The following is a 26,687-nucleotide window of genomic DNA, read 5'->3' on the forward strand; positions in this document are numbered from 1 at the left end:
CCCTGCCAAGCGCCGCTCGTGCTGAAGCGAGCCGCCTCTCTGACAAGCCCGCCCCGCTCACGCGCGGCGGGCTTTACCTTGATCGAGCTGATCATCGTCATCACGATCCTGGGTGCCCTGGCCGTGCTGGCCCTGCCCCGACTGGTGGACACCGAGATGTGGCGGCTGCGCGCCTTTGGAGACGATATGCAGAGCCAGCTGCAGGCGCTGCAGCGCCGCGCGCTGACGCAGCGCCGGCCCATCATCGCCACCATCACCCCGACCGGCCTGAGCTTCGCCTATGTCAACGGCGCGGCGATCGCCGTCCTGCCCTGTCCGGCCACATCCAGCCCTTGCATCGCAGAGCCCGGCACGCGCTCGATCACTTTTAACCATGCCAACTCAGGCAGCAGCCTGACCTCCGCCGCGGCGGCGCTGACGATCACCGTCAGCGCCAGCGGTTACACCCAGGCCTATCGGCTGGAACATGAAACGGGCCTGTTTTACCTGCTTCCATGAGGCTTATGGCGGCCGTGCGCAGCCTTAGCATGCGAGAAGGAGCCTGTTGCATGTCCCTGCCCTTGTCGCGCCCGTCCCGAATAAAAGCTGCCCAGCGCGGGTTGTCGCTGATCGAGCTCTTGATCTTCATCGTCGTCGTCAGCGCCGCGCTGGCCGGCGTGCTGCGCGTGTTCATGCAGGCCGGTGCCCAGAGCGCCGACCCACAGCTCCAGCGCCAGGCGCTGGCGATTGCCGAATCGCTGCTGCAGGAGGTGCAGCTGATGCCCTTCACCTTCTGCCAGGCGACCGATGCGAATGTGGAGACCGCCGACAGCGCCGCCGAATGCGACAGCCTGGTCGAGAACATCGGGCCCGAGGGCGGCGAGACGCGCGCCACCTCGCCGCAGTTCGACAACGTCAACGACTACCACGGCTACGCGATGAACGGCATTGTCGACATCAGCAACGCGGCGGTGCCAGGCCTTGCCGGCTACAGCGCCAGCGTCAGTGTGGCGGCGGCGGCACTGGGCAGCATCAGCGCGGCCAGCGGCGATGCGCTGCTTGTCACCGTCACCGTCAATGGGCCGTCGAGCACCCAGATCGTCTTGAGCGGCTACCGAGGGCGCTATGCACCTAATGCGGCCCTTTGACCGGCAGCGGGGCTTCACCCTGGTCGAATCGGTGATGGTGATCGTCATCACCGGCATCCTGGGGGCCATCGTCAGCATCTTCATCGTCGCGCCGGTGCAGGCCTATCTGGCCACCGCCGCACGGGCCAATCTGGTTGATCAGGCCGACACGGCGCTGCGCCGCGTTTCGCGCGACCTGGCCATCGCCCTGCCCAACAGTGCCCGCGTCACGGCCAGCGGTCGCAGCCTGGAGCTGATACCGACCACCGGCGCGGCCCGCTACGCCACCGAGGGCGCCGGCAAGCTGGACTTTGGCGTGGACTCGACCGCCGACACCAGCTTCGACCTGGTTGGCCCTCCGCTGACCTTGGGCGCCTCGCAGCAGCTGGTGTTCTACAACCTCGGCCCCGACGTGCCCGATGCCAATGCCTATGCGGCCAATGGCAGCGCGGCCGAGCAGCAGAATTCGAACCGCCGGACCGCCAGCAACGGGGCCGGTACGGCCAGCACGATCACGCTGAATTCGGTGGCCAACCTGCCTGCAGGCAGCCAGGCGCCGCCCTACCGTGTCTATGCCGTTGGCGCGCCGGTCAGCTATCGCTGCGACCTGACCCCCGGCGTACAGACCCTGACCCGCTACCAGGGCTATGGCTTCCAGGCCGCCCAGCCCGACCCTCCGCTCAGTGGCAGCAGCAGCGTGCTGGCCAAGGGCGTGACTGACTGCCGGTTCAGCTACTCGGGCGCCGCGGTGGCCGCGCGCGCGGCCCTGGTGACCCTGCAGCTGACGCTCAGCACCAACACCGGCAGCGGCGCCGAGACGGTTTCTCTCTACCATGCGATCCATGTCGACAACCTGCCCTAACGCTCCCGGTTCCTGCTCAGCGCGGCGCGATGCCGGCTTCACGCTGGTGTCGGTGGTCTTCATCCTGGTCGTGCTGGCCGTGCTGGGCGCGGCGATGGCCAAGATGAGCATGCGCCAGCACCTCGGAGCGGCCGCCGAGCTGGGCGCCGCGCGGGCCTACCAGGCAGCCTATGCGGGGCTGGAATGGGCCAGTTTCCAGGTCTTGCGCGCGCCGCCCAGGCCCGCAGCACCCGCAGCGGACACCCCGCCAGCCTGCTTCGGCAACACCAGCATCACGCTCGGCGACTTCATCGTCAGCATCAGCTGCGTGCGCACCCAGGGAAGCGATGGCCCGACCAGCCTGAGTTTCTACCAGCTCATCGCCAACGCCTGCAATGCGCCCTCGGGAACGAGCTGTCCGAACACGACGGCCGGCGTGCAGCCGACCTATCTGGAGCGGCAGCTGAGCCGCACGGTGGTCCGATGAGTTGGGCTCGGCTTTGGCTGATGGTTGCGGCGCTGCTGGCGGCAAGTAGCGCTTCGGCCCAGACCTACACCAGCGGTTCGACCACCTACAACTTCATCGATTCGAGCGCGCACAGCAAGATCGGCTACAACACCACGCCCTACAAATTCAACGCGAGCAGTGGCTGTGGCACCGCGCCGCCGGTGCTGGACGACACGCTCAGCGATTCGATCCCGATCGGCTTTACCTTCGTCTTTGGCGCCTCGAGCTACACCAGCCTCTATGTGATGAGCAATGGCCGGCTGCAGTTCGGCAACACCACCTGCGGCTCGGGCACGGCCAGCGTCGGGCCGCCGCAAACCTATCCTTACGGCTACCCCAACGCCAGCATGAACGGCACGATGAAGGTGTTCGGCGTCGATCTGGACTCGACCAATCTCATTGACAAGCCTAACTATCCGTCGGCGTCGAAAAAGACCCCCTGCGCCAGCATCGCCACCTGTTACGTCAGCGTCGCCACCCTGGGCAATGCGCCGGCACGGCAGTTCGTTGTGACCTGGAAGAACGTGCCCGAATGGGTCACCTCGACGAACACCAGCGGCTCGTTCGACCTGCAGATCATCCTCAACGAGGATGGCAGCTTCGTCTATCAGTACGGCAACAACATCAGCCATGGCGGCACCGGCACGGCCCAGGTCGGCTGGCAGGTCTCGACCACCAACTACCAGGTGCTGAGCTTTGGCGCCGCGACCGAGCCGACAGCCAATTCCGCGATCAAGTTCTTTTTGCCGGCACCGCTGGCGAACTACGCCTTCGACGAAAGTGCCTGGGTGTCGGGCGTCGCCAATCAGGTGCTCGACTCTTCGGCCGGCGCGCGCTCGGGCAGTGCGATGGGCACGGCGCAGACCAGTTCCACCGGCAAGGTCTGCCGCTCGGCCGACATTGCGCCGAACAGCGCCGCCGGCAAGGTGGATGCGGTGCGCACCGGCGTGAACATCGGCGACACCGCACTCAGTTTGCTGGGCACCGGCACGGTGACCTTATGGTACCGAGCGAACAGCGCCTGGAGCAGCAGCAGCGCGCAGTTGCTGGACGCCACGGCCGTCAACGGCCAATGGTTCTTCCTGACCAAGACAGCCGGCGGGGCGCTGCTGTTCGAGGTCAAGGACAGCACCGGCGCTGTCCGCTCGGTCACTACACCGGCGCAGAGCTTTTCGGCCAACACCTGGGTCCACATCGCCGTGACCTGGAACTTCAATGGCAACGCCGGCAGCAATCAGGACAATCTGCAGGTCTTCGTCAACGCCGCGGCACCGACTGCCTCGGCCTTCACCAGCAGCGGCACCGTCACGGCCCAGGCCGGCTACCTGCATGTCGGCGACAACGTCTCGGGCTTTGTCGACACCTTGGGCAGTGTGAACTCGGCTAATGGCTTTATCGACGAGGTGCAGATCTACAACTACGTGTTGACAACGGCCCAGGTCAACACGGTGATGAACGCCACCCGCCCCTGCCCGGCCTTCGTCATCGACCACCTCGAGATCCAGCACGCCAGCGGCAATGGCATCACCTGCGCGCCAAGCACGGTCACCGTGCGTGCCTGCCAGAACGCGAGCTGCTCGGTGCCTTACACGGGCGGCATCTCCGGCACGCTGAACGCCACCGGCAGCCCGGCCGTGAATTGGGACGGTAGCACCGGCGCTGCCTCTGGCTCACGTTTCACCATTGCAGCGGGCAGCAGTTCGGTGACCAAGAGCCTGCAGGTCACCACACCGGGCAGCGTGCTGCTGGGCGTGGGTGCGCTGTCACCCAGCACATCCACCGGCAACACCTGCAACTTCGGCTCGCCGTCCTGCAGCTTCAGCGCCGTCGACGCGGGTTTTGTGCTCAGCGTGCCCAGCCACATCTCAGATGCCGTGCGGGCCATCACCGTCACCGCGGTAAAGAAGGCCGACAACAGCCAGGCCTGCACGCCGGCCTTTGCCAGCGTCACCAAGGCCGTGACCTTCAGCTGCACCTATGTCAACCCGGCCACCGGGACGCTGCCGGTGCGCGTCGGCGGCGCCGCGCTGAACGCATCGAACAATTTGACGGCCGCCTGCAGCGCCACCGGCGCCAACGTCAATCTGTCCTTCGACGCCAGCGGCGTTGCCCAGGTAAACCTGCAGTACGCCGATGTCGGCACGATGACCCTGGCCGCCCGCTACGCACCCAGCAGCGGTCTTGAGAGCAATCTCGTCATGACCGGCTCAGCCGGGTTTACCACCGTGCCCCAGGGCTTCAAGCTCTCGGCCATCAAGTGCAGCACCAGCGGCACCGGCAACTGCGTCGCCACTGGCGCCGGCAACAACCCGGCGCCCTCACCGGTCTCGGCCAGCGTGGCGGACACCGATCCGGCCTTCATCGCAGCAGGCAAGAACTTCTCGGCCACGGTCACGGCGATCAATGCCTCCAACAACGCCACGCCCAACTATGGCAAGGAGAGCAGTCCCGAAGGCGTGAAGCTGATGGTGGCTGTGAAGCTGCCGTCCGGCGGCAGTGCGCCGCCGCTGACGAACGCCAGCGGCTTCGGCAGCTTCTCGACCGGTGTGGCCACAGGCACCACTTTTTCCTGGCCCGAGGTCGGCACGATCACGCTGACCCCGGTCGTGGCCAGCGGCAACTACCTTGGCGCCAACTCGGTGGCGGAGCCCAGCCTCGGCAATGTGCAAGGCACTCCGGTGAACGTCGGCCGCTTTGTCCCGGCGCGCTTTGGGCTCAGCACGCCCAGCGCCACGCTGCGCAGTGCGGCGGCCTGCACGCCGGCCTCCACCTTCAGCTATCTGGACGAGAATTTCAGCCTGGCCTTCACGCTGACCGCGCAGAACGCGCTGGGTGCCACGACTGTCAACTACCAGGGGGGCTTGGCGAAGCTGAACCCGACCGTGGCCGGCGTCTGGAACCTCGCCGGCATCGGCGGCAGCACGGTTTTCTCCATCGGCACCTCGCGCCTCCTCCTGGGCGCGTCCGACGGCAGTTGGGCCAATGGGGTGGCCGGCATCACCCTGGAGGCACAGGCCCGCCGTGCGGCAGCCCCGGACGGCCCCTTTGACACCGCCAGCTTCGGCATCGCCCCCAGAGACAGCGACGGCGTGCTGATGGCCGCCTACGACCTCGCGATTGCTGGCGGCGCCAGCGACCGCACCCGCCTGGCCACCGTGCCGCTGCGCTTCGGCCGCCTGCGTCTGATGAACGCAATGGGCGCGCAGGACCGCGACCTGTCCATGCCGCTGGCGGCACAGTACTGGAACGGCAGCGGCTTCGTCGACAATACGCTGGACAGTTGCACCCGCATCGCCCCCAGCCAGGTCGGCTTCGGCAACTACCGCAAGACCTTGATCGCCGCCGACAGCAATCTCGCAGCCGGTCCGGTGACCGTCAGCGCCGGCCGCGCCAGGCTGATCCTGAGCAAGCCCGGCGGCGGACGCAGCGGCAGTTTCGATGTGGCGTTGAGCCTGTCCAGTAGCGCCACGGCCAGCACCTGCATGGCGGGCTTCAGCCCATCCCCGGCCGATGCCGCCACCGCCGGCGCGGGCATGAGCTATCTGCGCGGAGCGTGGTGCGGAAGCAGCTACGTGAAAGACCCCTCCGCACGGGCCACGTTTGGCCTGTATCGTGGCGCAGACAATCTGATCTACCAGCGAGAAAACTACTAGATGCCCCCACGTTCACTTCGCTCACTGCCCCCCAAGGGGACGTTCAGCGCCCTTCGGGCGGCCGGGCGGGCGCTGATATGAAATTGCCATGGCGCACGGCAAGGCACAAGAACCAACTGGCGCTGTACCTGGCGCCGGACAGCCTCGCCTATGTGCAGGCCGATGTGAGCAGCGCCGGTGAGCCGCTGCGCGTGCTGCGCTGGGGCGTCGAGGAACGCGGCGATGCCAGCCTGCCCGAGTTTGCCCGCCGGGTGCGCGGCATGGGCCTGGGTGCCGGGCAAGTCGTGGCCCTGCTGGGGGCCGAGCACTACCAGATCCTGAAGATCGAGACCCCCAATGTGCCGCAGGATGAGCTGAAGGCCGCCGCGCGCTGGCAGATCAAGGAGATGGTCGAGGCCCATCTGGATGACCTGACCCTGGACGTGATGCATGTCGGCGGAGACGCACCGCGGGCGCAGAAGCATTTGTTCGTCGTCGCCGCGGCCAACACCGCGCTGCGCGAGCTGACCGAGTGGTCGGCCAGTGCCGGGCTCAACCTCGATGCCGTCGATATCTGGGAGACGGCGCAACGCAATCTGCAGAGCGCTGCCGCCCAACATACCGGTCTGGCCGAGCGCGCCACGGCCGCGCTGATGGTCCAGAACGGCAGCTGCCTGCTCACCGTCAGCGCCCAGGGCGAGCTGTTCTACACCCGGCGCCTGGACTGGGACGAGCGCCTGCGCCTGCGCGCGCTGGGCGGCTTTGCGCCCAAGCCTGCCGCGCCGCCGCCGCTGGGCTTCGAATACATGCCCGGTGACGATATCGGCTTTGCCGATGACGGCGCGGCCGCCGAGGCCGAGGGCTCGGCCATGGTGATCGAATTGCAGCGTTCCATCGATGTCTGGGAACGCTCCTGGCCCGACCTGCCGCTGGCGCTGCTGCAGTTGAAAACCCCGGAGCACGACAAGGAGCTGGCCACCCTGCTGCAGCGCGAACTGGGCCTGCGTACCCAGGCCATGGAGCTGGCGCCGCTGTTCAGCGGCTTCGAGGCCAGGTCCGACAATCTGGCCGCCTACGCCGCCTGCCTGCCCCTGCTGGGCGCCCTGCTGCGCAGCGAACAGCGCAAGCCTTGAGAGGCTGACACGCCATGGCCCAGCAAATCAACCTCCTCACGCCGATACTGCTTGCGCCCAAGCGCTATTTTTCGGCCACCGCCATGGCCCAGGCCCTGGGCCTGCTGCTGGCCGGCGCCCTGCTGATCAGCGCCTGGCTGCTGTGGCAGTCGCGCCAGACGCGGCAGTCCTACCAGCAGATCCAGGCCGAGGCCAACAACGAGCGCCAGGTCTTGATGGACGCGCTGATGCGCCTGCCCGGCAGCACCGACCCGGCGGCGCTGAACCAGCAACTCGGTGCCTTGCAGCAGGGCCTGCTGCAGCGCCGGCAGATGATCGATGAACTCGGTCGGGGCCGTGCCCTTCCGGGCCAGAGCCACTCCGACCTGCTGCGCCTGCTGGCTCGCACCGTGCCGCCGCCCGTCTGGTTGACCGAGCTGCGCTGGACCAGCGGCCGGCTGGAGCTGCAAGGCCTGACCCTGGAGCCGCCGGCCCTGCAGCCCTGGGTGCAGCAGCTGGCCGCCCATCCGCTGCTCAGGGGCCAGCAGCTCGCGACCGTCAAGGTCGAGCGCATCGAAAGCGGTGGTCCTGACGGCACCCTGGCGGCCGGCAGCGAGGCCGGCCCCGCGCTGCGCGGCGCCGCCAGACCGCGCTGGCGATTCACCCTGGTCAGCGCCAGCACGCCGGTTCCGGCACCATCAAAGGCATCGGCACCATGAACACTACCCGGCTGAAGGCGCGCTGGCAGACAAGCTGGCAAACACAGGCCAAGCGCATTGACGCGCTATCGCTGCGCGAGCGCGTGTTCCTGTTCCTGTCCATCGCCCTGGTGCTGGCGGCCGTACTGGACCAGTTCCTGATCGCACCGCTCACCGCCGAGCAGGCCTTGGCGCGACAGAACCAGCAGCGCCAGGCGACCGAGCTGAAGACCCTGCGCCAGCAGTTCGCCGAGGCAACCCAGCTCAATTCCGCCGACAGCCCGCAGGGCCAGCTGCGCGCCGCCATCCGCGCCGCCCAGGGCGAGACACTGGAACTTGATCAGCAGTTGCAGCAACGCTCGGGACTCCTGGACAACCAGTCGCAACTGCCGGAGGTGATGGGGCGGCTGCTGCGTCAGCAGGGCCGGCTGACCTTGGTGAAGCTGCAGACACTGGACGACGCCGCCCTGCCCCAGTCGGGCAGCGCCACCCCGTCCAGCTTGAAGTGGCGGGGCGTGGAGCTGCAGGTCAGCGGCGACTATCTGGATCTGATGCGTTATCTCGCCGAACTGGAGGCGGCGCTGCCCACGCTGCGCTGGGGCGAACTGCGCTTGAGCAGTGACTCGGGCCGGGCGCTGCTGCAGCTACAGGTGTTTCTGGTGGGGGGGCGGACATGAAGACGCTGCTCTTGCTGTGGCTCGGTGTTCAGGCGCTATCAGCCAGCGCCCAGGACTCGCTGCGCGACCCGACACAGGCACCCGCCGCTGCCCGCCCTGCGACACTGCCGGCCTCAGGCGCCGGACCTGCCGGCAGCAGCACCGAGCCCCAGCACATCATGGTGCTGAATGGCCGCCCCTATCTGATCGTTGCCGGTCGCCGTCTGGGCGTCGGTGACGCGTTGGGCGAGGCCCGCATTACCCGCATTGGCGATGGCGCCGTCTGGCTCAAGGAAGGCGGCGTGACGCGACGCCTCAGCCTTTACGCCGGGGTTGAGAAGCGCCCTGCCGGCACCGAGGGCGCTGCACCGAAAACACGAACCCATATGGCCCCCCCAAAGAACAACAAGGAGCAGCCATGATGATGAAACCTGGCCATTGCCAATTCTCACCGTCCCCCGCCCGCAGCCTGCTGGCCTTGGCCGCCGTCGCCCTGCTCGCGGCCTGTGCCGACAAGCCGCTGAAGCTGGCCGACTCCGGCAACAGCATCCGCGCCGAGCTGCAGGCCCAGTCGCAGGCCGCCACCCGTCCCGCCACACCCAACCCGCAGGCCGCGGCCGCCGCGGCCGTGCCGCTGCCGGCCGAGCCGCCGCGCAGCGAGGCCGCGGGCGAGCCCCGTTTTGACCTCGTCGTCAATGGCGCGCCGATGCGCGATGTGTTCCTGTCCCTGGTCACCGACACCCGCTACAGCATGCTGGTCCACCCGGACGTCAGCGGCCAGTTGTCGGTGACCCTGAAGGGCGTGACCCTGCGCGAGGCACTGGAGTCGATACGCGACGTGTATGGCTATGACTTCAGGATAGAGGGCCGGCGCATCACCGTCTATCCGCCGACGATGCAGACCCGCATCTACACGCTCAACTACCTGCACAATCAGCGCAAGGGGCGCAGCGAAGTCCGCGTCAGCTCGGGCTCGGCGCCGGTGCAGCCCAACCCCGGTGGCACGGGCAGCACCGGCAACACGGCAGCCCCCGGCACGGCCATCGCGCAGCCCGACAGCAGCCAGATCTCGACCACCACCGACAACGATTTCTGGGCCGAGACCACGGCCGCACTGAAGGCCCTGCTGCGCAACGAGCCGGGCCGCGCGGTGATCGCCAGCCCACAGGCCGGCACCATCGCCGTGCGCGCGATGCCCGACGAGCTGCGCCACATCGAGTCCTTTCTGCGCTCCACCCGTGCCTCGGTCGAGCGCCAGGTCATGCTGGAGGCCAAGATCGTCGAGGTCGAGCTGCGCGAGGGCTACCAGAGCGGCATCGATTGGTCGATCCTGCGCAACCGAGGCGCGATGGGCCAGACCAGCGTCAACCCGTCGATACCGACCGGTGTCAACACCATCATCAATCCGCTGGTCAGCAACTCGAACCGCTTGCCGGTGCTGTCCACCTCATCCGCTGGCGCCGTGCTGGGCGATCTGGTCGGAGTGCCGGTGGCCGGCTCCGGCGCCTTCGGGCTGGCGCTGTCGCGCGGCGGCTTCCAGGCGCTATTGAGCTTTCTGGAGACCCATGGCGATGTGCAGATCCTGTCCAGCCCGCGGGTGGCGACCCTGAACAACCAGAAGGCCGTGCTCAAGGTCGGCACCGACGACTATTTCGTCACCGGCATCACCGGCGCCAGCAACAACACCAACAACAACACCACGACCAACAACAACACCCAGACGGTGCCGACCCTGACCCTGACGCCGTTCTTCTCGGGCATTGCCCTGGACGTGACGCCGCAGATCGATGAGGCGAACATGATCACCCTGCACATCCACCCCTCGGTGACCTCGGTGACCGAGAAGGTCAAGCAGGTGGACCTCGGCACGGTGGGCACCTTCCGACTGCCGCTGGCCTCCAGCAGCACCAACGAGACCGACACGGTGGTGAAGATCGCCGACGGCAATATCGTCGCCATCGGCGGCCTGATGCAGATGGAGTCCGCCCGCCGCGGCTCCGGCCTGCCCGGCAGCGGCGACAACGCCCTCACCAGCACACTGTTCGGCAACCGCGCCAACACCGCCCGCAAGCGCGAGCTGGTGGTGCTGATCAAGCCCACCATCATCCGCAGCGCCGAAGACTGGGAGCAGCTCAATCAGCAGAGCAGCGCGGCGCTGGAGGCGATGGACGCCAAGCGCAGGGTGATCACCGTCAACGGCAAGTAGCAAGTAGCCCGGATGGCTTCGGCGCGACCGAGGAGAGCACCTGCGTGCTCTCCGACGCGCGCCGACGCGCCTGGCCCTTGCCAGGGCCAGGCAATCCGGGACCGCACAACCTCAGCTGTTCGGAAAAAACAACTGCTCCCCACCAATCTTGTAGCTCGCGATCGCCGCCTTGCCCGCCGGTGACACCAGCCAGTCCGCGAAACGCTGTGCGGCAGCCAGCTTCACATGCGGGTGCCTGGCCGGGTTGACGACGATCACGCCATAGGGATTGAACAGGCGCTGATCGCCCTCGACCAAGATGGCCAGCTCTCCGCGGTTCTTGAAGGCCAGCCAGGTGCCGCGGTCGGCCAGCACATAGCCGTTCATCGACGAGGCCATGTTCAGCGCCGGCCCCATGCCGCAGCCGCATTCGCGGTAGCCCTCGGGCTTGGCCGCCGCGACATCGATGCCGGCCTGTTTCCAGTAGCGCAGCTCGGCCGCATGAGTGCCGCTCTTGTCGCCGCGCGACACAAAGGGCTGGGCCGCGGCCTTGATCTTCAGCAGGCCGGCACCCACGTCCTTGCCCTGCACCTTGGCCGGATCCGCCTTGGGTCCGACCAGCACGAAGTCGTTGTACATCACCGGCATGCGCTTCAGGCCGAAGCCCTCGGCGACGAACTTCTCCTCGGCCACCGTGTCATGCACCAGCACCGCATCGGCGTCGCCTCGGCGGCCCATGTCCAATGCCTGACCGGTGCCCAGCGCCACGACGCGCACGGCAATGCCGGTCTCCTTGGTGAACTGGGGCAGCAGGTGACCGAACAGACCGGACTGCTCGGTGGAGGTGGTCGAAGCCACGACGATGGAGGTCTCCTGCGCTGAGGCAAGACCCGACACCAGGAGGGCCGCCGCAATCAACGGGCGCAACAGACGGCGTGATTTCATCAGGACCAAGGGAGTTCTCCTTTGAGGAACAGTTGAGCCTCCTGAGGCAGGGGGCCGTTGAAAAACGCTTGCGGCGACAGGTCCGCCAGCACCTTGCCGGCCTCCAGATAGAGCACGCGGGTGCCCAGGCGCTTGGCCTGGCCCAGATTGTGGGTGCTCATCACCAGGGTCATTCCCTCAGCGGCAAAGGCCTCGATCAGGGCCTCGACCTCGCGCTTGGCGCCGGGGTCGAGATTGGCGGTGGGCTCGTCGAGGAAGAGCAGCTGCGGCTGCAGACCCCAGGCCCGAGCAAGCGCCAAACGCTGCTGCTGGCCGCCGGACAACACCCGTGCCGGCCGTTGCGCCATGTCGGTCAGCCCGACGCGTGCCAGGGCCTGGCGTGCCCGCTCCGGTCGCTGCCCACGCGGCACGCCGGCCAGCCACAGGGCCAGCACCACGTTGTGCCAGACCGAGAGGCTTAGCAGGAACGGTCGCTGGGCGACCATGGCCTGGCGCAAGACCTGGTCCGCGAGCAGACGCCGGCCCTCGAAGAGCTGCAGCCCGTGCAGCACTCGCAGCAGAGTGGTCTTGCCCGAACCATTGGCGCCCAGCAGCATCAGACGCTCGCCGGACTGGATCTGCAGCGTGGTTGGGTGCAAGGCCGTGTGGTCACCAAAGCGCACCGTGGCGGCGTCCAAGCGCAGCAGGGCCGTCATATACGCTCCGCCCCGACCAGCCGCGGCCCACTCTGCGCCAGCGCGATCAGCAAGTTGATCAGGCCTACCACGGCCAGCAAGACAATGCCCAGCGCCAGGGCAAGCGGCAGGTCGCCCTTGCTGGTTTCCAGCGCGATGCTGGTCGTCATCACCCGGGTCAGGCCGTCGATATTGCCGCCCACCATCATCACCGCGCCCACCTCGGAGATGGCGCGACCAAAGGCCGTCAGCAGCACCGTCAGCAAGGCCCAGCGTTCATGCAGCATCAGCAGGCCGGCGCTGAGCATCGGGCCGGCGCCCATCGATTTCAAGGTATCACCGCCCTCGACCAGCGCACCCACCAGCAGCTGACGCGTCAGCGCCGCCACGATGGGGGTGACCAGGATGCTTTGAGCGACCACCATCGCACCCGGCGTGAACAGGATGCCCCAGGCCCCCAGCGGGCCCGAGCGCGACAGCAACAGATAGACCAGCAACCCCACCACCACCGAAGGCAGGGCCAGCAGCGTGTTGAGCAGCGCCACCACGCCGCGCTGGCCCGGGAAGCGCGCCACCGCCAGCCAGGCGCCCAGCAGCAGACCCAGCAGGCCGCCGATCAGGCAGGCACCGGCGCTGACACGCAGCGACAGCAGCACGACGCTCAGCAAGTTGGCGTCGGTGTGCGTGATCAGGGCCCAGGCGGTGGCAATGCTGTCGCTCATGCGGAACAGGACCTGAAGCCGACAAAGCCCACATCGTGCAGCTCGCTCCAGGCCTCTCGGGCCTTGGGGTGGCGCATGCGCGGCGCACTGGCAAATGAGGCGCCGCGCACGGCGCAGGCAGCGCTGCCGGGCGGGCGGGCACGCCAGGGCGCCATGGTTGCGCCGGGCAGCAGGCGCAGGCCGCTGCTGGTCCATTCCTGCACCTGGCCCCATTGCAGGCCCCGGGAGCGGCCCTGTACCGCTGCAAGCTCCCACTCCACCTCGGTGGGCAGGCGCCGCCCGGCCCAGCGGCACCAGGCCAGCGCCTCGTGCAGGCTCACATGCATGACCGGCTGCAGCATCGACAGCCGCGTGCTGTGACCAAAGCGGCGCACCAGCACGCCGTTGCCGACCTGCTCGACATAGCGCGGACTGCGCCGTCCCTCGGCCTGCACCCAGGCCCAACCAGCTTCGCTCCAGCAGTCGCGCCTGTCATAGCCGCCATCGGCGATGAACTCGGTGTACTGGGCCCAGTTGACCGGCTGCGCATCGATCTCGAACTCGGGCACCTGGATCTGCAGCGCACCGCCCTCGTAGTCCAGCACCAGACCCGGCCCCGCGTGGCCCAGCGACCAACTCGTCGCCGGGCACAGCAGGGCCTCCCGCGGCGCCTGGGGCACGGGGCCGTGGACCAGCTCATCGAGCTGGCGGCCACCCAGGTCCAGCGCCTGCACCCAGCTCATCAAGTCCTCGGCATGGCGGTCTTCGTGCAGCAGGGCAAGGCGGAAGAAGTACAGGCTGTCATCACCCGGGCCGGCGGACTCCAGCAGCTCCAGGGTCAGGTCCAGCGTCGTGGCCAGGTAGTCGCGCACGGCCATTGCGTCGGGGCCTGGGTCGCCCCGGCCCGCATCCCATTGCGGGCCGTCCTCGGAGAACCAGGAGTCGGCGCGGGGCTCGACCGAGGCCAGCCGCGGCAGACTGGGGTCGCACAAAGCCCCTCGTTCGCGTTGCAGATTGCGCGCCAGCCAGTACTCCTGGAACCAGCCGACATGGCCGACATGCCACAGCGCCAGGCCGGCCAGACCCGACTTCTCCTGGGCCTGCTCCAGCGCCGAGAGCAGGCGCAAGGTGTGGTTGCGCGCGTCCATCAAGGCCAGCGACAGCAGCTCACGACCCGCCTGGCGCATGGCCATGGGGTCCAACAGGGGCGAGTTGCTGTGGGGCATCGTTATTTGGAGGCGGACGGTTGCGGACGATTGTGACCCAGAACGGGCGGTCAATCGCCGCGCACCACGCCCTCGCGCCGGGGATCCGCGCCGCCGAACCAGCCGCCGGGCCGGCGCTCTATCGCCTGCAGGCCACTGGTCATCTCTGTCTCAATGACCTGGTGGCCGCGCGCCTTCAGAGCCTGGGCGGTGGCGGCCGGGAAGCGGCCCTGCTCCAGCAGGCTGGGGCTGTTGAAGTTGCCGAAGTTGGGCAGGCTGATCGCCTGTTGCGCGTCCAGCGCCCATTGCTGCGTGCCGATCAGCGTTTTCGCCACGAAGTGGATGATGGCCGGGCCGCCGGGCGAACCCAGGCTCATCAGCAGCTGGCCGCTGCTGCCATCGAACACCAGGGTCGGGCTCATGCTGGAGCGCGGCCGCTTGCCCGGCTGCAGCCGGTTGGCCACCGCCCTGCCCTGGCCATCGGTCGGCGCCAGCGAGAAATCGGTCAGTTGGTTGTTGAGCAGGAAACCGCCGGCCTTGCCGCTGCCGCCGTCGGACATCAGGCGCGAGCCGAACACCGCCTCGATGGTGGTCGTCATCGCCACCGCCCGGCCCTGACCGTCGATGATGCTGATGTGGCTGGTGCCGTACTCCGGCTGGGCGGCCTGCGGGGCATAGGCGCTGCGCTCTCCGCCCGGCTGGCCGGCCCGGGCCTGGCCCATGCTCTTGGGGCCGATCAAGGCGGCACGCTGCTTCAGATAGGCGGGCGCCAGCAGGCTGGCCCAGGCGCCACCGGGCGCGGCTACGAAGTCCGGGTCGGCGATGAACAGGTCGCGGTCGGCAAAGGCCAGGCGCGAGGCCTCAAGATAGCGGTGCAACCAGTCGGCCGAGGGCATGACCTGGCCCTGCTCGGTGCCGAACGCAGTGCCGACTTCGGGTACCTGCTCCAGCAGGCCGAGGATCTGCATCACCGTCAGATGACCCGATGAGGGCGGCGGAAAGCCGCAGACGCGCAGGCTGCGCTCGGGGCGGGCCTTCCAGGGGGAGCACAGGGCCTCGCGCTTCTTCGGCTGGTAGGCCGCCAGATCAGCCAGGGCCAGCCGCCCCGGATTGCCGGCATGGCGCTGCACCCGGTGCACGATATCGGCGGCCACCGCCCCGCCGTAAAAGGCATCCGAGCCCTCGCGCGCCACCGCACGCAGCACCTCGGCCAGGGCCGGGTTCTTCAGCAGATGGCCCACCGGCAGCGGCTCGCCATCGGCGCGGTAGTACAGCGGCCCGGCCTGCGGGTCCAGCCGCAGCGCGCGCTCGCCGCTCAGCAGGCCATGCAGCCGCGGGCTGATGCGAAAGCCCTGCTCGGCCAGGCGTATGGCCGGCTCGAACAGCGAGGCCCATGGCAGAACACCCTGCTCCTTGTGTGCCTGCTCCAGCATGCGCAGCACGCCCGGCGTGCCGACGGCACGGCCGCCCACCATGGCCCGCATCATGGGCATGGCCTTGCCGTCGGCCTGCATGAACAGGTTCTCGTCGGCTCCGGCCGGTGCGGTCTCGCGACCATCCCAGGCCGCCAAGGCCCGACCGTCCCAGCTGAGCAGAAAGGCGCCGCCGCCGATGCCACTGGACTGCGGCTCCACCAGGGCCAGCACCATCTGCACGGCAATCGCGGCGTCCAGTGCAGAGCCGCCGGCCTTCAGCACCTGATAGCCAGCATCGGTGGCCAGGGGATTGGCGGCGGCCACCGCAAAGCGTTGCGTCGCCCAGCCCGATTTGGCCTGGTAGCCGGAGCCGGCCTCGGGCAGTTCGGGCACGCGATAGTCCAGCGCCGGGTACTGTGGGGCGCGGGCGCCCGTGCAGGCCGATAGCCACAGCACGCCGCCCAGCAGCAGCGCCGCCGGGCCGCGCCGTCCCCTTCTCGCGAATTGAGCCAAATCAAGTCTCCTCGGTCGTTTGCGGCGATCATCATGCCGTGAATCGTTGGGGATTCGCAGCATCTCACACAGCGCCGCCGCTACACTGGCGCGGCAGAAAACGACCGAGATCAGAACTAACCATGTGGCGCCCGCAGTTTGTACGCCCCAGTCAAGGCTGGATGGGCGCGTCGTCGGCGCGTCTGCTGGTCGCCGCCGGCCTGCTGGCCACCGCACTGGCGGTGATTCTGTGGATGAGCTTGCAGCTCGAATACCGCACCGAGGTCGATGCCCTGCTCGATGGGTCGACCCGAAGCACGCAGAAACTGGCCTCGCGCACCACCGAGGTGTTGGACCGCGTGCTGCACACCACCCAGCTGATACGGCGCCTGCGCGACTCCGAACGCCAAATGAACCTGAAGAGTCTGGCCGCCGAGGGGCTGCTGGCCCAGGAATTTGCCAAGGCCATCATGGTCGCCGACAAGAACGGCTTGGTGATCGACTCCGCCGGCACCGATCTGGCGCCGAGTGTGGCCGACGAGGACTATTTCAAGCGACTGGCCCGTGCCGCGCCAGGCAGTGTCGACATCGGTCCGACCGAGTTCCAGCAGGCGCTGGACGCCCCGCTGCTGCCGATCTCGCAGCGCATCGATGATGCGCAGGGACAGTTTGCTGGCGTCGTCACCGTACTGATACCGGCGCGGCTGCTGACCTCGGAACATGCCAGTAGCGAGGCTGCCAGCACCGCCGTCAGTCTGATAGGTCAGGACGGCCTGGTGCGGGCCCGGCTGCTGAACGGCAAGCTCAGTTATGGCGAGAAGGTGAATGCCGAGCGCGTGGCCGAGCGCGTCTCGACAGCGCGCGCGCTGCGCCTGCCGACGCAAAGCGAGATCGATGGCCGGGAGCGCTTCATCACCGCTCTGCCGCTGGACCGCTACCCCCTGCTTGCCGTGGTGGCCACAGACGCCGACCAAGGCCTGGCCAACTACCGCCGCACGCGGCTGCGCCTGCTGCTGTGGGCCGCCGGCTTTGGCACCCTGCTTGGCCTGGGCACCTGGCTGCTGCTGCAGCAGCAGCGCCGCGTGGACGCCAGCAAGAAGGCCCAACAGCAGGCCGAGTCGCGTCTGCGTGCGGCGCTGGAGGGCAGCCTGGACGCGATCTCCATCATGCTGGCCCAGCGCGGCCCCAAGGGGCAGTTGCAGGACTTCCTGATCACCGATGCCAACAGCCGCGCCGCCGAGATGGTGGGGCTGCCGCTGGAGCAGATGCTGGGCCGGCCGCTGAGCGAGGCCTTCCCGGCCATGCGCAGCAGCCGGGCAATGGAGACCTTCGAGCAGGTGATCGTCAGCCGCGAGGCCAGCACCAGCGAGCTGCAGGCCACGCTGGGGCCGATGAAGGGGCGCTGGCTGCACCAGCAGGTGGTGGCGGTGGACGACGGGGTGGCCCTGATCTCGCGCGACATCACCGACCGCAAGCTGTCCGAGCGCGATCTGGACGAGAACCGCCGCTTTCTGCAGAACCTGCTCGACTTCCTGCCGCTGCCGGTCTATGCAAAGAGCATGCGTCCCGACGGCCTGGGCCTATACGAGTTCTGGAACCATGCGGCCGAGCGCAGCTTCCACATGCCGGCCGCCCAGGTCGTGGGCCGCACGGTGCGCGATCTCTATGCCCCGGCCGATGCCCAGCGTTTCGATGACCAGGACCTGCAGGTGCTGCGCGACGGCAAGCCGCGGCGCTTTCCGGGCCAGATCTTCGACGGCCCCGAGGGCCGCCGCTATTTCGACACCTTCAAGGCGCCGGTGCTCGGCGTGGATGGCGAGATGGACCATCTGCTGGTGATCGCCGAGGACGTGACCGAGCGCCGCGCCTATGCTGAGCGCCTGGCCCTGGCCTCCAAGGTGATTGCAGAGACGGCCGATGCGGTGGTCGTGACCGATGCCGAGGACCGCATCATCGATGTCAACCGCGCCTTCTCGGCGATGACGGGCCGCACCCTGGCCCAGGTGGAGCACCGGCCGGCCACCGAGGTGGGCCTGCCGCCGGTGCCCGATTTCGCAACGCTGACCGGCAACGCCGATGCCCAACGCTGGGTCGGCGAGGCCCATCTGGTGCTGGCGGATGGCCAAGGCCTGGACATCTGGCTCAGCACCAGCCGCATCGTCGACGAAACCAGCCGTGCCACCCACCACGCCCGGGTGTTCAGCGACATCTCCATCCTCAAGGGGCATGAGAAGGCCCTGCAGGAAATGGCCCGCCGCGACAGCCTCACCGGCCTGCCCAACCGGCGGCATTTCGACGAGCGCCTGGCCGAGTCCTTGCGCCGCTTTGCGCGCTCCGGCCCGGCCGTGACGCTGATGTTCATCGATCTGGACGGCTTCAAGCGAGTCAATGACGAGTTGGGCCACGAGGCCGGTGACCAGCTGCTGATCGCGGTGGCGCGCCGGCTCACCGCCTGCGTGCGCGGCACCGATCTGGTGTTCCGCCTCGGCGGCGACGAGTTCACCGTGCTGCTGGAGGAGGCCGGCGACCGGGCGGCCGTGCAGACACTGTGCGAGCGCATCGTCGCCTCGCTGTCGCAGCCGCACCTGCTGGGTAGTCACGAGGCCGTCACCACGCCCAGCATAGGCGTGGCCGACGCGGTCATAGGCGAGAGCCCCGACGCCCTGTGCCGGCGCGCCGACCAGGCCATGTACGAGGCCAAGCGCGGCGGCAAAGGCACCTACCGCATCGCCGAATAGCGCGCGCCGGTCAGGGCAGCAAGCTCAGCAGGCGCTGCGCCATGCGCTCGGCGGCGCCGCGGTGCTGATCCGAGAAGGCCAGGCCGGCCTGTCCCGCCGCGGCCCGGGAAGCCGGCTCGGCCAGCAGGCGCTGGGCCTGCGCCAGGCCGGCGGCCATACCGTCCACCCTAAAGGCTGCGCCGGCCTGTCTTGAGAGCTCGGCGGCCTCGGCAAAATTGAAGGTATGCGGGCCCATCACGACCGGGCAGGCGCAGGCCGCCGCCTCGATCAGGTTCTGGCCGCCCAGCGGCGCAAAGCTGCCGCCCAGCAAGGCCACATCGGCCAGCCCGTAATAGAGGCCCATCTCGCCCATGCTGTCACCCAGCCAGGCGTCGGCGGCCAGGGCCTGGGCATCCGGGCCATCGACAAAGCCGCTGCGCCGCGCCAGGGTCAGGCCATGCGCGGCCACCAGCTCGGCCACCTCGACGAAGCGCTGCGGATGGCGGGGCACCAGCAGCAAGAGCGGCCGTCGTTCGCCCTGGGGCCAGGCATGGGCCTGCCAAGCCCCCAGCAGCTGGGCCTCCTCTCCTTCACGGGTGACGGCGGCCAGCAGGACCGGCCGGCCGAGCAGTTCACGCCATTGCCGGCCGCGGGCCAGCAGGTCCGCATCGGGCGTCACATCGAACTTCAGATTGCCGGCCACCTCGACCGTCAGCGCCCCGCGCTCGCGCAGACGCTGGGCGTCGGCCTCGGTCTGGGCCAGAACCAGGCCGAAACTCTGCACGGCCGGGCGCAGGATGGCGTCCAGACGCGCGCCCTGACGGCGGCTTTTCTCCGACAGACGGGCATTGGCCAGCGCCATCGGTACGCGGGCCTGGCGCGCCGCCCGCAGCAGATTGGGCCAGACCTCGGTTTCCATCATCACCCCCAGCGCCGGCCTGAAGTGGCGCAGAAAGCGCCGCACCGCGCCGGGGCTGTCATAGGGCAGCCAGGCCTGGGCGTCGCCTTCGCGCAGGAGGGCGCGGCCGGCCTCGCGGCCGGTGGCCGTGCCATGGGTCAGCAGCAGGCGAAGGCCGGGCCGGTGGGCACGCAGCGCCGCGATCAGTGCCGTAGCGGCCCGTGTCTCGCCGAGCGACACCGCATGTATCCACAGCCAGCCGCTGCCGGCCTCGTCGGCCGGGTAGCGGCCGAAGCGCTCACCGATGGCGTGGCGGTAAAGCGGTTCGGCGCGACCCCGCATCCACAGCCGCAGCACATAGGCCGGCTGCATCAGCCGCAGCAGGCCCGAGTAGGCGCCGCGACTCAGCCGCCGCTGCCATGAACTCATTCAGTGCCCGGCAGTGACTTGCGCATCCGGCTTCACCAGGCGCAGCTGTTCCATCATCAAGGCCTCGATGCGGTGCAGGGCCTCCTCGGTCTGGCCCTCGAAGCGCAGCACCAGCACCGGCGTCGTGTTGGAGGCACGGATCAGGCCGAAGCCGTCGGCGAACTCGACGCGCAGGCCGTCGATGGTGATGACCTCCAGCGCACCAGGAAACTGGGCCTGCTCCTTGAGCTTTTGCACCACGGCGTGGTGCTCGCCCTCGGCGCAGGGCACGTTCAGCTCGGGCGTGCTGAAGCTCGTGGGCAACGCATTGAGCACGGCGCTGGGGTCATCGCTGCGGCTGAGGATCTCCAGCAGGCGCGCCGCGGTGTACATCGCGTCGTCGAAGCCGTACCAGCGCTCACCGAAGAAGATATGGCCGCTCATCTCGCCGGCAAGCGGCGCGCCCGTCTCCTTCAGCTTGGCCTTGACCAGTGAATGGCCGGTCTTCCACATCAGCGGCACGCCGCCGGCGGCACGTATGGCCAGTGGCAGTTGCTGGGTGCACTTGACGTCGAAGATGATGGTGCTGCCGGGCTTGCGCTTGAGGATGTCCAGCGCGAACAGCATCAGCTGGCGGTCCGGGTAGATGATGTTGCCTTCCTTGGTGACTACGCCCAGGCGGTCGCCGTCGCCGTCGAAGGCCAGGCCCAGCTCGGCCTCGGTGGCCTTGACGGTGCGTATCAGGTCCTGCAGGTTCTCGGGCTTGGACGGATCCGGATGGTGGTTGGGGAAGTCTCCATCGACGCGCGAATACAGGGCGATGACCTCGCAGCCCAGCGCCTTCAAGGTGGCCGGACCGGTGGCGCCCGGGATGCCGTTGCCGGAATCGACGACGATCTTCATGGGCCGCTTGAGCTTGGCGTCCTTGACGATGCGGTGACGGTACTCGGCCTCGACATCCATCCGGCCCAGGCGGCCAGGGCGTTTGCCCACGACATAGTCCTCGGCCTCTATGCGCTGGCGCAGGCCCTGGATGTCGTCGCCATAGATGGCTCGGCCGCCCAGCACCATCTTGAAGCCGTTGTAGTCCTTGGGGTTGTGGCTGCCGGTGACCATGATGCCGGACGTGCAACCCTGCTTTTTGCGCGTCGCCGCCACGTAGTACAGCATCGGCGTCGTCACGGCACCGAGATCAACGACGTCCAGGCCGGTCGAGGCCAGGCCGCGCATCAGCGCCGCCACCAGGCCGGGGCCGGACAGGCGCCCGTCGCGGCCGACGACGACCGCCTTCTCGCCCAGCTTCAACGCCTCGCTGCCGAAGGCCCGGCCCAGGTGCTCGGCCAGTGCCTCGTTCAGGCTGCTCGGCACGATGCCGCGGATGTCGTAGGCCTTGAAGATCGATGCGTTGACTTGCATGGGGGTCCCTGTTCTGCAGCGCAGTGGCTGGATGGAAATGACTGGGCGGATTGTAGGCATGACGTCGGCCCCCACCCGCACCTCCCGCGTAACCGCTGTCCGGCGCCTCGGCTGTCGATTCGTCGCCGGCCACAGCCCTGGCGGCGCCAGCCTTTCTACACTAGCGGCCATGAACACATCAGCCATCCTGATCAGCGCCTGGAAACACCAGTGGCGCATGAGCCGGCACCGCGCGGAGCCACTGTGGGCAAGGCTGGCGGTCATCACCGGCCTCGCGCTGCTGATCGGCCTGGCCCTGGCCCTGGTGTCGGGCGCCATCAGCAACGGCTTCACAACCGCCCGCTGGTGGCAGATCAGCCTGCCGGCCAATGTCCTGCTGAGCCTCAGCGTGGCCTACACCTTCACCGCGATCTTTCGTGGCCTGGAACTGGGCCTGCCGGCACCCTGGGTTGCCGCCATCGGCACCTGGCGTGACTGGCGCGCCGCCCTGTTCTACACGGCGATAGGGATGCTCGGCGGCACGCTGGGCGTTCTGCTGGGCCTGCGCCTGGTCGACCTGATCTGGCAGCTCGACATCCTGCGCCACTTCATGAGCAGCCGCGGCGCCTGGGGTCAGTTCCTGGCCATCTCGGTGCTGCTGTCGCTGATCCAGTGGCTGTGGTGGCGGGTGCACACCAAGCAGCAGGCCCTGCAGCTGAAGGCGACCGAAGCCCAGCTGAAACTCCTGCAGGCCCAGATCGAGCCTCACTTCCTGTTCAACACCCTGGCCAATGTGCAGAGCCTGATCGACTACGACACGCCCCGTGCCAAGAAGATGCTGGAGAGTTTCACCGACTACCTGCGCGCCAGCCTGCAAAACCTGCGCCGCGACGACTGCACGCTGGAGCAGGAGCTGGAGACGGTCGCCAGCTACCTGGTCCTGCTGCAGACGCGCATGGACGGGCGCCTGAGCTACGCCATCGAGGCCGGTGCGGAGGCCCGGGCCGCCACCGTGCCGCCCTTGCTGCTGCAGCCCCTGGTCGAGAACGCCATCCACCATGGCCTGGAGCCCAAGATAGAAGGTGGCATGGTGCGCATCACAGCAAGGGTGGCCCAGGGCCGCTTGCACATCACGGTGACCGACGACGGCATGGGCGTGGACGCCCAGCCCCGCCCCGGCCGCCGCGGCTCGGGTCTGGCGCTGAACAATATCCGCGAGCGCCTGCGGACCCGCTATGACGGTCTGGCCAGCCTTCGCCTGACCCCCGGCCGGCCGGGCACCGAGGCGGTCCTGGATCTCCCCTATCAACTCAAGTAAGCTCATGACAACAGCCCTGATCGCTGACGACGAACCTCATCTGGCCCAGTACCTGAAAGACCAGCTCGCCCTGCTGTGGCCCGAGCTGCAGATCGTCCACGTCGCCCGCAACGGCGTCGAGGCCGCCGCGCGAATTGCCGAGCTGCAGCCCGACCTGGCCTTTCTGGACATACAGATGCCCGGCCTGACGGGCCTGGAGGTGGCCCAGGGCATCGAGGGGGCCACGCGGGTCGTCTTCGTCACCGCCTATGACGAGTACGCGCTGGAGGCCTTCGAACATGCCGCGCTGGACTATGTGCTGAAGCCGGTCAAGGCCGAGCGCCTGGCCAAGGCGCTGGCCCGGGTCAAGGCCGGCCTGACGGCGCCAGCGGCCGAGCCCGATGCGGCCCTGGCCCATGCCCTGCAGCGGCTGATGGGCGGCACGGCAGCCGTTCCGGTGCTGCGCTACGTCCGCGCCAGCCAGGGCGAACTGATGCACCAGATTCCCATTGGCGAGGTGCTGTTCTTCCATGCCGACGAAAAATACACCTGCGTGCAGACGGCGACGGCCGAGTACCTGATACGTACCTCCATCGTCGAACTGCTGCCCCAGCTGGACCCGGCGCGCTTTCTTCAGGTCCACCGCGCCACATTGATCAACCTCGACCACCTGGCCGGCACTCGGCGTGATGAGGCCAGCCGTCTGTTCGTCCGCTTCAGGGGCCTGGAGCGCGAGCTGCCCGTCAGCCGCGCCTACGTCCACCAGTTCAAGGCCATGTAGCAACGGGCCGCCCGCCATGCCGGACCCACAGGTCCGCTCATTCCGCAGGAATGCCGGACCGACAGGTCCGAAAATGGCTACCCCATAGGCCTATCATGGCCCCATGGACTCCCTGCCGACCTCGCTGCCACTCTCGCCAGACGCCTGCTACGCCGCCCTCCAGGCTCGCGACTCGCGCTTTGACGGCAAGATGTACGTCGGCGTCACGTCCACCGGCATCTATTGCCGGCCGATCTGCCGCGTCCGCGCACCGAAGCGCGAGAACTGCGTGTTCTTCGCCCATGCGGCCCAGGCCGAGGCGGCGGCCTTCCGGCCCTGCCTGAAGTGCCGGCCCGAGTTGGCGCCGGGCGGCGCGCTGCGCTGGTCTGTCATGGATGCGTCCAGGACCCTGGCCCAGCAGGCCGCCGCCTGGCTCGACGGCCAGACCCAGGCCGAGGCCAGCGTCGAGGACCTCGCCGCCCACCTGGGCATCACCAGCCGCCACCTGCGCCGCATATTTGCCGCCGAGCATGGGGTGACGCCGCTGCAGTATCTGCAGACGCGCCGCCTGCTGCTGGCCAAGCACCTGCTGACCGACACGGCCCTGCCCGTCACCCAGGTCGCCCTGCAGTCCGGCTTTGCCAGCCTGCGCCGCTTCAACGCCGCCTTCATCGAACACTACCGGCTGCAACCCACGGCCCTGCGCCGCGAGGGCAAGGCCGAGGCCGCTGACACGCCTTCGGCCCTGCTGCTGGCCTACCGCCCGCCCTACCATGTGGAGGCGCTGCTGGAGTTTCTGGAGCGCCGCGCCATCGCCGGCATCGAGCGGGTTGACAGGGCCAGACGCAGCATCCGGCGCAGCCTGCGCCTAGGGCAGGCCGGCCAGGCAGGGAAGTCCTGTGAGGGCTGGCTCGAAGTGACCTTCGATGCCAACCGGCCCCAGGTGCGCCTGAGCCTCAGCGAGGGCCTGGTGCCGGCCACGGCCACGATACTGCCCCTGGTGCGGCGCTGGCTGGACCTAGATGCCGACCCGCTGCAGATCGACGCGGCCCTGGCCACCCTGCCCGCCCATGCCTGCCAGCAGCCCGGCGTGCGCCTGCCCGGCTGTGTGGACCGCTTCGAGCTGGCCGTGCGTGCCGTGCTGGGCCAGCAGGTCACGGTGGCGGCCGCTCGCACGCTGGCCAGCCGCTTCGTCCAGCGCTTCGGCACGCCCTTGGCGCAGGCCGCTCCCGAGGGCCTGACGCGCTTGTTCCCCGAGCCTGAACAGATCGCCGCGGCCTCGCGCGACGACATCGCCAGCCTGGGCGTCATTGCCCGCCGTGCCGATGCGCTGAGGCTGCTGGCCGAGGCCTGGCCCAGGCTGCTGATCAACCAACCCCATGCCAGCCAGATCACCCATCAGGCCGCGCAGCAGGAATTGATTGCCCTGCCCGGCCTCGGCCCCTGGACGGCCAGCTATATGCTGATGCGCATCTGGAGCTGGCCCGACGCCTTCTTGCCCGGCGATGTGGTCCTGCGCAAGCAGCTGGCCACGCCCGGTGAACCCCTGCCCAGCCCTAAAAGGGTGCTGGAATTGTCGCAAGCCTGGCAGCCCTATCGCAGCTATGCGGTAATGCGTCTTTGGCGCGCGACGGCCCCTTCTTCCACCGAGCTCTCATGAACACCAGTCATCACAGCAAGCAACGGCAAGTCCTGACCCCCCTGGGCGCACTGACGGTGGCGCGCAGCGCGCAGGGCCTGTCGGGCATCTGGTTTGCCGAGCAGAAGCACCATCCAGGGGTGTTGCAGGCCGAGGTCGATGAGCACGACCCGCTGCTCAATGAAGCGGCCCGCCAGCTGGGCGAGTACTTTGCCGGGCAGCGCAAGCGCTTCGAGCTGCCGCTGGCGCTGGAGGGCACGACCTTCCAGCAGGCCGTCTGGGCCGGCCTGCTGAAGATCCCCTGCGGCACGACCCTGAGCTATGGCGAACTGGCCGAGGCCGTGCATGCGCCCAGCGCGGTGCGTGCCGTCGGCGCGGCGGTGGGCCGCAACCCTTTGTCCATCGTCGTGCCCTGCCACCGCGTGCTGGGCCGTGATGGCGACCTGACCGGCTATGCCGGTGGCCTGGAGCGCAAGACCGCGCTGCTGGAACTGGAGGGCGTGCTGGCGCCAGCCGACGCATGAAGGCATTCGATTTTGGCGAGCTGACCCTGCTGGCGGCGATCTGGGGCGCCTCGTTTCTGTTCATGCGTCTCGGCGCCCATGAGTTCGGGCCCATCGCCATGGCGGCGATGCGCGTCACCGGCGCCAGCCTGATGCTGCTGCCGCTGCTGGCCCTGCGCTCGGGGCAAGCCGGCCTGGGCCAGTTGCGCACGGCCTGGCGGCCGCTGTTCCTTGTCAGCCTGATGAATTGCAGCCTGCCCTTCATCTGCTTCAGCTATGCCGCACTGTCGATCACGGCCGGCCTGTCCAGCATCATGAATGCGACCACGCCGCTGTTTGGCGCCATCGTCGCCTGGATCTGGCTCAGCCAACGCCTGAGCCCGCTGCGCATGCTGGGCCTGGCGATAGGCTTTGCCGGCGTGATCTTTCTCGCCTGGGACAAGGCCAGCTTCAAGACCGGCGGCAGCGGCTGGGCCATCGTCGCCTGCCTGGTGGCGGCGGCCAGCTATGGTGTGGCGGCCATCTTCAACAAGCGCTATCTGAGCCATGTGGCCCCGCTCGCCGTGGCCACCGGCAGCCAGATGTTCTCGGCCCTGACCCTGGCCGTGCCGGCGGCCCTGCTGTGGCCCGCCGTCAACCCCAGCGCCCAGGCCTGGATGGGCGTGACTCTGCTGGCCCTCCTGTGCTCCGGGGTGGCCTACATCCTGTTCTTCCGGCTGATGTCAAGGGTCGGCCCGACCAACACGATTGCCGTGACCTTTCTGATCCCGGTGTTCGCCGTTGTCTGGGGCTTCGCCTTCCTAGGCGAAGCCTTCAATCTGCAGATGGCCATCGGCTGCGCCATCGTGCTGGCGGGCACGGCGCTGGCCGTTGGCCTGATCGGCGCCAAGAACCCTTGAG

The 26,687-nt window shown here is 68.4% G+C and carries 23 protein-coding genes; 16 read left to right on the top strand and 7 right to left on the bottom strand.

Annotated features, from left to right (window positions below; all coding sequences use genetic code 11):
- The first annotated feature begins 18 nt into the window (after window positions 1-18).
- The 10 genes from DES47_RS29535 (at window position 19) to DES47_RS05280 (ending at window position 10,759) form a co-directional block, all read left to right on the top strand.
- Window positions 19-498 carry a pilus assembly FimT family protein gene (locus tag DES47_RS29535; RefSeq protein WP_208114905.1) on the top strand — a complete coding sequence of 160 codons (480 nt, stop codon included), beginning with the start codon at window positions 19-21 and terminating at the stop codon, window positions 496-498.
- A 50-nt stretch (window positions 499-548) separates the two neighbouring features.
- Entirely contained in the window at window positions 549-1,127 is a 579-nt protein-coding gene (locus DES47_RS05245; protein WP_133699564.1) for a type IV pilus modification PilV family protein, read from the top strand.
- Complete coding sequence (locus DES47_RS05250; protein WP_166651860.1) at window positions 1,114-1,968, top strand: type II secretion system protein; 855 nt, start codon at window positions 1,114-1,116, stop codon at window positions 1,966-1,968. Before DES47_RS05245 ends, DES47_RS05250 begins: the two co-directional genes overlap by 14 nt.
- Window positions 1,949-2,434, top strand: a complete 486-nt coding sequence (locus tag DES47_RS28635) for a hypothetical protein (protein WP_166651861.1) — start codon at window positions 1,949-1,951, stop codon at window positions 2,432-2,434. The genes DES47_RS05250 and DES47_RS28635 overlap by 20 nt, the downstream gene beginning before the upstream one ends.
- A complete protein-coding gene (locus DES47_RS05255; protein WP_166651862.1) occupies window positions 2,431-6,108 on the top strand; it encodes a DUF6701 domain-containing protein in 3,678 nt (1,225 codons plus the stop codon). The genes DES47_RS28635 and DES47_RS05255 overlap by 4 nt, the downstream gene beginning before the upstream one ends.
- Window positions 6,109-6,185: 77 nt before the next feature.
- Window positions 6,186-7,220 carry a hypothetical protein gene (locus DES47_RS05260; protein WP_133699567.1) on the top strand — a complete coding sequence of 345 codons (1,035 nt, stop codon included), beginning with the start codon at window positions 6,186-6,188 and terminating at the stop codon, window positions 7,218-7,220.
- Between the two features lie 14 nt (window positions 7,221-7,234).
- Window positions 7,235-7,918 (top strand): PilN domain-containing protein, encoded by a 684-nt coding sequence (locus DES47_RS05265; protein ID WP_133699568.1) that lies wholly within the window; start codon window positions 7,235-7,237, stop codon window positions 7,916-7,918.
- Window positions 7,915-8,574, top strand: a complete 660-nt coding sequence (locus DES47_RS05270) for a hypothetical protein (protein ID WP_133699569.1) — start codon at window positions 7,915-7,917, stop codon at window positions 8,572-8,574. Before DES47_RS05265 ends, DES47_RS05270 begins: the two co-directional genes overlap by 4 nt.
- The gene (locus DES47_RS05275) at window positions 8,571-8,975 is read left to right on the top strand and encodes a hypothetical protein (RefSeq protein ID WP_133699570.1); all 405 of its coding nucleotides are present in this window, start codon (window positions 8,571-8,573) and stop codon (window positions 8,973-8,975) included. Before DES47_RS05270 ends, DES47_RS05275 begins: the two co-directional genes overlap by 4 nt.
- Window positions 8,972-10,759, top strand: a complete 1,788-nt coding sequence (locus DES47_RS05280; protein WP_133699571.1) for a secretin N-terminal domain-containing protein — start codon at window positions 8,972-8,974, stop codon at window positions 10,757-10,759. The genes DES47_RS05275 and DES47_RS05280 overlap by 4 nt, the downstream gene beginning before the upstream one ends.
- A gap of 111 nt (window positions 10,760-10,870) precedes the next feature.
- Here DES47_RS05280 and DES47_RS05285 read toward each other — a convergent pair whose 3' ends face one another.
- The 5 genes from DES47_RS05285 to DES47_RS05305 are packed head-to-tail and all read right to left on the bottom strand — an operon-like array spanning window position 10,871 to window position 16,254.
- Window positions 10,871-11,683: an ABC transporter substrate-binding protein gene (locus tag DES47_RS05285; RefSeq protein WP_133699572.1), complete on the bottom strand. Its 813-nt coding sequence runs from the start codon at window positions 11,681-11,683 to the stop codon at window positions 10,871-10,873.
- The gene (locus tag DES47_RS05290) at window positions 11,683-12,378 is read right to left on the bottom strand and encodes an ATP-binding cassette domain-containing protein (RefSeq protein ID WP_133699573.1); all 696 of its coding nucleotides are present in this window, start codon (window positions 12,376-12,378) and stop codon (window positions 11,683-11,685) included. Before DES47_RS05290 ends, DES47_RS05285 begins: the two co-directional genes overlap by 1 nt.
- Window positions 12,375-13,088: an ABC transporter permease gene (locus tag DES47_RS05295; protein WP_133699739.1), complete on the bottom strand. Its 714-nt coding sequence runs from the start codon at window positions 13,086-13,088 to the stop codon at window positions 12,375-12,377. Before DES47_RS05295 ends, DES47_RS05290 begins: the two co-directional genes overlap by 4 nt.
- On the bottom strand, window positions 13,076-14,284 hold the full coding sequence (locus DES47_RS05300; RefSeq protein WP_243748163.1) for an SUMF1/EgtB/PvdO family nonheme iron enzyme: 1,209 nt from the start codon (window positions 14,282-14,284) through the stop codon (window positions 13,076-13,078). Before DES47_RS05300 ends, DES47_RS05295 begins: the two co-directional genes overlap by 13 nt.
- Before the next feature lie 50 nt (window positions 14,285-14,334).
- Window positions 14,335-16,254 (bottom strand): gamma-glutamyltransferase family protein, encoded by a 1,920-nt coding sequence (locus DES47_RS05305; protein WP_133699574.1) that lies wholly within the window; start codon window positions 16,252-16,254, stop codon window positions 14,335-14,337.
- 59 nt (window positions 16,255-16,313) lie between these two features.
- Between DES47_RS05305 and DES47_RS05310 the strand changes: the two genes are divergently transcribed.
- Window positions 16,314-18,908, top strand: a complete 2,595-nt coding sequence (locus tag DES47_RS05310) for a sensor domain-containing diguanylate cyclase (protein WP_133699575.1) — start codon at window positions 16,314-16,316, stop codon at window positions 18,906-18,908.
- Window positions 18,909-18,918: 10 nt separating this feature from the next.
- On the opposite strand, the gene DES47_RS05315 is transcribed toward DES47_RS05310, so the two are convergent.
- On the bottom strand, window positions 18,919-20,214 hold the full coding sequence (locus DES47_RS05315) for a 3-deoxy-D-manno-octulosonic acid transferase (protein ID WP_133699576.1): 1,296 nt from the start codon (window positions 20,212-20,214) through the stop codon (window positions 18,919-18,921).
- Entirely contained in the window at window positions 20,215-21,609 is a 1,395-nt protein-coding gene (locus DES47_RS05320) for a phosphomannomutase/phosphoglucomutase (protein ID WP_133699577.1), read from the bottom strand.
- 169 nt (window positions 21,610-21,778) lie between these two features.
- Between DES47_RS05320 and DES47_RS05325 the strand changes: the two genes are divergently transcribed.
- From DES47_RS05325 to DES47_RS05345, 5 genes are all read left to right on the top strand, one after another.
- On the top strand, window positions 21,779-22,906 hold the full coding sequence (locus DES47_RS05325; protein ID WP_133699578.1) for a sensor histidine kinase: 1,128 nt from the start codon (window positions 21,779-21,781) through the stop codon (window positions 22,904-22,906).
- 4 nt (window positions 22,907-22,910) lie between these two features.
- The gene (locus DES47_RS05330; protein WP_133699579.1) at window positions 22,911-23,666 is read left to right on the top strand and encodes a LytR/AlgR family response regulator transcription factor; all 756 of its coding nucleotides are present in this window, start codon (window positions 22,911-22,913) and stop codon (window positions 23,664-23,666) included.
- 103 nt (window positions 23,667-23,769) lie between these two features.
- The gene (locus tag DES47_RS05335; RefSeq protein ID WP_133699580.1) at window positions 23,770-25,305 is read left to right on the top strand and encodes an AlkA N-terminal domain-containing protein; all 1,536 of its coding nucleotides are present in this window, start codon (window positions 23,770-23,772) and stop codon (window positions 25,303-25,305) included.
- The gene (locus DES47_RS05340) at window positions 25,302-25,808 is read left to right on the top strand and encodes a methylated-DNA--[protein]-cysteine S-methyltransferase (protein WP_133699581.1); all 507 of its coding nucleotides are present in this window, start codon (window positions 25,302-25,304) and stop codon (window positions 25,806-25,808) included. The genes DES47_RS05335 and DES47_RS05340 overlap by 4 nt, the downstream gene beginning before the upstream one ends.
- A complete protein-coding gene (locus DES47_RS05345; RefSeq protein ID WP_133699582.1) occupies window positions 25,805-26,686 on the top strand; it encodes a DMT family transporter in 882 nt (293 codons plus the stop codon). Before DES47_RS05340 ends, DES47_RS05345 begins: the two co-directional genes overlap by 4 nt.
- Window position 26,687: the final 1 nt, after the last annotated feature.

It is taken from the genome of Roseateles toxinivorans, from assembly GCF_004362525.1.
In the GTDB taxonomy this organism is placed as follows: Bacteria; Pseudomonadota; Gammaproteobacteria; order Burkholderiales; family Burkholderiaceae_C; genus Paucibacter; species Paucibacter toxinivorans.

What these genes read in the sequence shown, in the direction of transcription:
- DES47_RS05275 (WP_133699570.1), top strand. Translation starts at nt 8,571, where the DNA reads ATGAAGACGCTGCTCTTGCTGTGGCTCGGTGTTCAGGCGCTATCAGCC.
- DES47_RS05300 (WP_243748163.1), bottom strand. Translation starts at nt 14,284, where the DNA reads ATGCCCCACAGCAACTCGCCCCTGTTGGACCCCATGGCCATGCGCCAG.
- DES47_RS05265 (WP_133699568.1), top strand. Translation starts at nt 7,235, where the DNA reads ATGGCCCAGCAAATCAACCTCCTCACGCCGATACTGCTTGCGCCCAAG.
- DES47_RS05255 (WP_166651862.1), top strand. Translation starts at nt 2,431, where the DNA reads ATGAGTTGGGCTCGGCTTTGGCTGATGGTTGCGGCGCTGCTGGCGGCA.
- DES47_RS05320 (WP_133699577.1), bottom strand. Translation starts at nt 21,609, where the DNA reads ATGCAAGTCAACGCATCGATCTTCAAGGCCTACGACATCCGCGGCATC.
- DES47_RS05280 (WP_133699571.1), top strand. Translation starts at nt 8,972, where the DNA reads ATGATGATGAAACCTGGCCATTGCCAATTCTCACCGTCCCCCGCCCGC.
- DES47_RS05285 (WP_133699572.1), bottom strand. Translation starts at nt 11,683, where the DNA reads ATGAAATCACGCCGTCTGTTGCGCCCGTTGATTGCGGCGGCCCTCCTG.
- DES47_RS05330 (WP_133699579.1), top strand. Translation starts at nt 22,911, where the DNA reads ATGACAACAGCCCTGATCGCTGACGACGAACCTCATCTGGCCCAGTAC.
- DES47_RS28635 (WP_166651861.1), top strand. Translation starts at nt 1,949, where the DNA reads ATGTCGACAACCTGCCCTAACGCTCCCGGTTCCTGCTCAGCGCGGCGC.
- DES47_RS05315 (WP_133699576.1), bottom strand. Translation starts at nt 20,214, where the DNA reads ATGAGTTCATGGCAGCGGCGGCTGAGTCGCGGCGCCTACTCGGGCCTG.
- DES47_RS05335 (WP_133699580.1), top strand. Translation starts at nt 23,770, where the DNA reads ATGGACTCCCTGCCGACCTCGCTGCCACTCTCGCCAGACGCCTGCTAC.
- DES47_RS05340 (WP_133699581.1), top strand. Translation starts at nt 25,302, where the DNA reads ATGAACACCAGTCATCACAGCAAGCAACGGCAAGTCCTGACCCCCCTG.
- DES47_RS05345 (WP_133699582.1), top strand. Translation starts at nt 25,805, where the DNA reads ATGAAGGCATTCGATTTTGGCGAGCTGACCCTGCTGGCGGCGATCTGG.
- DES47_RS05305 (WP_133699574.1), bottom strand. Translation starts at nt 16,254, where the DNA reads ATGCTGCGAATCCCCAACGATTCACGGCATGATGATCGCCGCAAACGA.
- DES47_RS05245 (WP_133699564.1), top strand. Translation starts at nt 549, where the DNA reads ATGTCCCTGCCCTTGTCGCGCCCGTCCCGAATAAAAGCTGCCCAGCGC.
- DES47_RS05310 (WP_133699575.1), top strand. Translation starts at nt 16,314, where the DNA reads ATGTGGCGCCCGCAGTTTGTACGCCCCAGTCAAGGCTGGATGGGCGCG.
- DES47_RS05260 (WP_133699567.1), top strand. Translation starts at nt 6,186, where the DNA reads ATGAAATTGCCATGGCGCACGGCAAGGCACAAGAACCAACTGGCGCTG.
- DES47_RS05325 (WP_133699578.1), top strand. Translation starts at nt 21,779, where the DNA reads ATGAACACATCAGCCATCCTGATCAGCGCCTGGAAACACCAGTGGCGC.
- DES47_RS05250 (WP_166651860.1), top strand. Translation starts at nt 1,114, where the DNA reads ATGCGGCCCTTTGACCGGCAGCGGGGCTTCACCCTGGTCGAATCGGTG.
- DES47_RS05270 (WP_133699569.1), top strand. Translation starts at nt 7,915, where the DNA reads ATGAACACTACCCGGCTGAAGGCGCGCTGGCAGACAAGCTGGCAAACA.
- DES47_RS05290 (WP_133699573.1), bottom strand. Translation starts at nt 12,378, where the DNA reads ATGACGGCCCTGCTGCGCTTGGACGCCGCCACGGTGCGCTTTGGTGAC.